Consider the following 5,105-nt stretch of genomic DNA (forward strand, 5'->3'; position numbering starts at 1 on the left):
ATACGGCGTCATCCCCCCTGAGCCCGTGACTGAAGGGATTGTTCCATGGGGCCGCCAGCGTCTCCGTGGGACGGCATTCTGAAACGATCAGTTAGTCGGGTTCATCGGGAAGCTGATGACCTTTGAGTCGTGGGGTGCGAGGGTGTATCGCGCCGGATTGCCGTCCTGGCCCTGCAGCGTCACGCCGTCGACCTGGGCTGCGAAGCTCTCTGTGTCGTCTGCATCGTTCACGAACTGGATCTGCGCAACCCTGGCGGGCAGCATCGGCCCGCCGTCATAGGAGAGCACCGTCTGCGAGCAATCGACCACCGTGACGGCGATTTTGTTGTTCACGGCTCCGCCTCCGCCCCCGCCGCCGGAGGTGGTCCAGTAGACGATCCCCGCCACGGCCAGTGAGGCAGCAGCGCCCATCGCCACGTACCGTACGGCCATGGAGCGGCGGGATGACGGCGCGTACGCGGGCATGGACGGAACCCCCGTCGGCAGGCCCTCCTGCGCTGCCGCCCAGCCCTCGACGTACGTGTCGATGCACTCCTGGCAGGTTGCTTGCTCGGGCTCGTCCGCCCGGGGCGCCCCACGTCCTATGGGTGCGTTGCATATAGCGACGGCGTCACCATCCAGGGCGATGTGCACAACCTCCGCCACGACCCATGCCCCCTTGGTTCCGGCCGCGAATTTTCATAGAGCAGCCACATTTTTGTTGAGTGGTGCACAATCTACAGGTGATCTACGTGCACACCCGCGGGGGCGGCTCAGGTGCCTTCGGGTGGGGAGCGGATTGACGTACAGGAAGAACAGCTGTCGACGATCAAGTTTTCGGCTCCGTCACAAGATCGCCGACAGAGCCTGTATTCCCGTATGGGTCCTCGGTGTGCAGGAAGTTCGTCTCCGACAGCGATGCCAAGGCTCGGATAGAGCGCCTCGACTGCTTCGGGGTTGAGCGGGCGGTCTGTGAGAGGCAGGGCGACTCTCCCGGTTCCGCCTGGCTCTTCAATCCACTCAGCGTTGGCATCGGCGGGCCAGATTCGGCAGACCACTCCACCGGCCACCACGATGAGCAGGCGCAAGGTCGGCCTGCGATCCTCGGGTATTTTCCAGTACCGGCTGTCCGCCTCCCGTTGGGCGGCGTCGCTTTGGCCGGTCTCACCGTAGGAGTAGCCGTCTGCGCCGATTCCGCGCTTGCGCTTGGAGCGGTAGATCACTAGGTGCACTGTCCGGCCGCGGGCGGCTGGTGGCGGGTGTGACCAGGGCAGATCTCTCTGCAGCCAGAGCTGGATTGAGTCGATTGATGTCAGTCCTGTGCTGTCGAACCAGTCGAGGAACGAAACGACGTCGCCGACCTTGGCGATCCGGGCGTGAATTGCCCTCTGATCGTGTCCGGCGATGAAGCTGCGGCCCGAGGGTGTCTCACTGCCGCACCCGCAGACACAGAGAGTCCTGTCGAACGGAGAGCCGACCTACTGGACCGGGTTCTGGCTTTTCGCTACCAGAGCGCCGCTGCCCTCGCACGTGTCGTACACCGGGTCGCCCGGCTTGAGGGTCGTGCCGTTGATGGTGCGGCGGCTGTCAGGATCGGCGGCCGTGATGCTGTCGATCCTGACGGCCAGGACGACGATGCCCTTGGCGGTGCTGGACTTCGGCATCGCCCACGTCGCCGACTCAGCAGACAATCTGGCCGAAGTTGGCCATCGACCGGTCGACCTGTTCTTGAGTGTGCGGCGGAGAGTTCCGACAGATCACTTCGGTGCCGTCCGCTGCTACCCAGCGTCCGGCGACTCCCCCATGATGGCTGCATGCGCCCCGCTCCCCGACAGAGGCGGACACCCAGCCGTCGGCACACACCGAACCCTGGTATGTCCACTCGACAGGCGTCACGGAGGCGGGCACTTCCGACGCAGCTGGGGCTGGCGCTGGCCGTTTCGCTTCGTCGGGGTCATCCCAGACGAGTCCCAGGACCATGACACCCACGAACACCGGCACAAACATGACAGCACAGAACAGCTGGAATGCACGCGCAACCGCAGCGCAGACCCTTTTCACCCAATCCCACGCCGAGCGCACGTCCGGTCTCTCCCCACCCGCCGTGTCCCCACACGGCATCGCCGCATCCTACGACCTTGGGAGCGACTGAGTTCTGGGCGTGCTGGCCTGGCGGAGCGGCTGTTGGGTAATCAGCAGGCGGCCTGTCGGGCGAGCACGAGTTCGGAGCTGGGCTTGCGGTGGGTCGCCCTGCGGGCGGAGCGGTCGGAGGCGAGTCCGGCGATGGCGAGGTGGGTCTGGGTGTAGGTCTCGCGCAGTCCGGTGAATCGCTGCAGGGGCCGCCACTGCTTGTACTCGGCGGTGGTGTGCTCCACGCAGATCCGCTCGGAGGACTGGCGGCGGCGCTGCTCACGCCAGGCGTGGTGCTCGCCGAGCGGGGCGTCGTCCTTCGGCTTCTTCGGTGGGGCGATGACCTGGTCGGGGAACTCGTTCGCCAGACTTCGGTAGCCTTCGTCAACCTCGGCCGTGACCTTGGGTGCCGGCAGAATTGCTCGGCGATGCCCTCGGTGTGCACGGCGGTCTGGTCGTGCATCCGGCCGGGCCGGACCACCCCGCTGAACAGGTGCGGCCCTGATCATCGCTGAAGGTCGTGGTCTTGATGGTGTTCTGCTTCTTCTTGCTGGACACGAACGCCTTGCGGCCCGGATGGCTTGCGCGCGGGCGGCGGACCTGCACCTCGGTGCCATCGATCCGCAGTTTGACCCCTTCCGCCTTGGCGTAGGCGAACACCCTCTCCAGCGTGCGCAGCCGAACGCCGGGCGGCTCGGGAACGGCAAAGCCGCGGCGCGCCAGCAGCGGCCGGACCTCGCGGATTGCGCCTGAGACGGTGGAGCGGTCGACTCTGTACAACTCGGCGAGCGCCGCCTGCGGCAGCCCCAGCCGCAGGTGCACCAGCGTGACCAGCACCCGGTCCACGAACACCAGCTTGCAAGGGGGGCCGGTCCCTGCAGCGCGGCGCCGGTCCCCGCCACGTCGCTCGCGCAGCGCCGACTCCCGTGAGGCCTGCCACTTGGGTGTGTGATGACAGGTGCGAGTTCTTCGAGCAACTCGCCGACGTGTGCACGGGGGATACCGGACAGGGCAGGATGGGAGCAGGCCGCACGGGCCCAGAAAAGCGTCACAAATCACCCAAGCCATGCGGCCCCTCTCACGTCACGGGCCGACCGCCACCGCTCCCAAGGTCGTTAGCGGAAGTCGTAGTCCTCGTCCATGCCGCTGGAGAGCCAAATTTCCTCGGCTCCAGCGAACGAGTAGTCCTCAGGCCCCTCCTCGTAGTCAACCGAGTCCGGACCCTCGATGTGTTCCTCGCCGATCATGCACCGGCAGGAGAAGATCTCCTGGGTGAGTTCACCGTTGACGATGCTGTTGACGGCGCGGTCGTGCAAAGGTCCCGTGGGCACACCCCGATGCTACCGAGTTGGAATCCTTGAGTATCTCCGCAGATCCCCGTGCAGCCCGAATCGAATGACGTCAATCGCCGCGGCCATCCTCAGACTGGTGCGGCAACGCAGGAAGTAGTCACTGACTTCATCCAGAATGCAGGGTAGCGGGGCTGCCGTGGGATCACTTTTCTTCGGCTTTTGGTGGGGTGAGATCGGGTGGGTAGCCCTTGGCGCGAAGGAATGTGTCGAGCGCTATGGCGACGATGTCGCCGTGCTGGACACCGTAGTCCGCGTGATACCGGCGGATGCGCCGCTGAAGTTGGAGAGTGTCGGGGACGGCGTAGTTGATCTGCCCACGACTGGTGTGGCGACCATTGATGACCTCCAATGTGTCCGGATGAGGCGCCAATGGGTCGTCGGTCAGGTCGGATTGCGCGTCGAGAGCGTCAGCCAGCTCACGCAGCTGACGGGCGTGGTGGGAGAGATCGGGCATACGGTGCTCCGGTCCGGTCCACTAGTCGACTAGCTAGCCGCCTAGTCGACTAGTGGAATAGTCGGTGGGACGGGTGTCCGCGAACGAGCTGAGCGTTCGCGGACACCCTGCGAGATGTGTGCCGTGTCAGAAGCCGCGTGCGGTGAGCCATTCGTCCAGGGCGACCGAGACGATGTCGCCGATGGGCAGGTGATCGAGTTCGTTGTCCAGCGCGAAGCGCTTGATCCGCTTCTTCAGCTTCAGCGCGGCGGGAACTGACGAGTCGAGGCTCTCGCGCGTGATGATGCGTTGGTTGAGGATCACGGCCGTCTCGGGGATGTCCTTGGGGCGGCCGGGACCGTGAGCCCACGGGGTTCCCTCGCTGGGTGCTGCCTCGGGGTGCCCGTACTGCTCTTGGGGGGATCCCGGACCATCGGTCCTCACCGGGAACGCGGTACCGCCTGCGACCGCAGAAGCTGCAGGGCGAACCGCCACCTCGGCGGCCGGGGCCATATCAGGAACCGCGGACGTGATGTGGGACAGGTCGTGTCGCGCAGCGGGGTCGCTTGCCTGCGCCGACCGCATCGCAGGAGCTGCAGGTTCGTAAGCCGGGACCACGGGCGGCACCTGCCGCTCCACCGGCTCCGGCACGGAGCCGCTCGGCGCCTCGGCCGTCGGCTGGGCGGAGACCTGTGTGACCTCGGGCACCGCCTTGGTTCGGCCCTGTGCCGATGCCTTGGTGGGATCGCCAGAAGGTGCGGGCCGAGCCTGCGGCTCGCTGGCAGGGAGATGGCCTTCGTCGCTGGTGGCGGTCTGTTCGGCGGCGTACTGCTCGGGGGTGAGCTCGGCAGCTGGGGGAGGGGGCGGCGGGGCCGCTTTCTTGGCCCCGCCGCCGAGGGTGCGACCGGCGCGGCGGGCCGGGGGCTTCAGCTTCTCGTTCTTGTCGGTCATGCCGTGGTCAGCTCCTTCATGAGCTTGGCGTACTCGCTCAGTTCGGTGGGGATCTCGCCGAAGGCCTCCATGTAGTGGACCCAGGAGTGGATGGTGGTGTCGGCGAGCGGGAAGGCCTCGTCGCGGTCGGGGCCGATGCCCTCGCCCTGGTCGGGGTCGAGGAGTTTGTCCTTCGCGTTGCGGGGCAGGCTGGTGCGGTCGTCGGCCTTGACCATGACGACGTGGGCGGTGACGCCGTGTTCGTTGCGGGCGGCGGCGCG

The 5,105-nt window shown here is 66.4% G+C and carries 7 protein-coding genes and 1 pseudogene; all 8 read right to left on the bottom strand.

All coding sequences use genetic code 11. The features are described 5' to 3' along the window. Positions 1–87: 87 nt before the first annotated feature. Positions 88–645 (bottom strand): hypothetical protein, encoded by a 558-nt coding sequence (locus ACIRF9_RS52325; protein ID WP_403837699.1) that lies wholly within the window; start codon positions 643–645, stop codon positions 88–90. An 812-nt stretch (positions 646–1,457) separates the two neighbouring features. Next, a complete protein-coding gene (locus ACIRF9_RS52330; protein ID WP_403837701.1) occupies positions 1,458–1,643 on the bottom strand; it encodes a hypothetical protein in 186 nt (61 codons plus the stop codon). 528 nt (positions 1,644–2,171) lie between these two features. Beyond that, positions 2,172–2,354 carry a hypothetical protein gene (locus ACIRF9_RS52335; RefSeq protein WP_403837702.1) on the bottom strand — a complete coding sequence of 61 codons (183 nt, stop codon included), beginning with the start codon at positions 2,352–2,354 and terminating at the stop codon, positions 2,172–2,174. A gap of 139 nt (positions 2,355–2,493) precedes the next feature. Further along, entirely contained in the window at positions 2,494–2,955 is a 462-nt protein-coding gene (locus tag ACIRF9_RS52340) for a transposase family protein (RefSeq protein ID WP_403837704.1), read from the bottom strand. A 269-nt stretch (positions 2,956–3,224) separates the two neighbouring features. Continuing rightward, positions 3,225–3,440 (bottom strand): hypothetical protein, encoded by a 216-nt coding sequence (locus tag ACIRF9_RS52345; protein WP_403837706.1) that lies wholly within the window; start codon positions 3,438–3,440, stop codon positions 3,225–3,227. A gap of 163 nt (positions 3,441–3,603) precedes the next feature. Next, the gene (locus tag ACIRF9_RS52350) at positions 3,604–3,915 is read right to left on the bottom strand and encodes a hypothetical protein (protein WP_403837708.1); all 312 of its coding nucleotides are present in this window, start codon (positions 3,913–3,915) and stop codon (positions 3,604–3,606) included. 126 nt (positions 3,916–4,041) lie between these two features. Beyond that, entirely contained in the window at positions 4,042–4,845 is an 804-nt protein-coding gene (locus ACIRF9_RS52355) for a hypothetical protein (protein WP_403837709.1), read from the bottom strand. After that, positions 4,842–5,105 (bottom strand): annotated as a pseudogene (locus ACIRF9_RS52360) (ParA family protein); the annotation flags it as partial. The pseudogene ACIRF9_RS52360 and the gene ACIRF9_RS52355, both read right to left, overlap by 4 nt.

Source organism: Streptomyces sp. NPDC096132 (assembly GCF_044763345.1).
Lineage (GTDB): Bacteria > Actinomycetota > Actinomycetes > Streptomycetales > Streptomycetaceae > Streptomyces.

Bases quoted from the DNA above. Each gene is read 5' to 3' on its own strand.
- ACIRF9_RS52355 (WP_403837709.1), bottom strand. From the start codon at position 4,845: ATGACCGACAAGAACGAGAAGCTGAAGCCCCCGGCCCGCCGCGCCGGT.
- ACIRF9_RS52330 (WP_403837701.1), bottom strand. From the start codon at position 1,643: ATGCCGAAGTCCAGCACCGCCAAGGGCATCGTCGTCCTGGCCGTCAGG.
- ACIRF9_RS52350 (WP_403837708.1), bottom strand. From the start codon at position 3,915: ATGCCCGATCTCTCCCACCACGCCCGTCAGCTGCGTGAGCTGGCTGAC.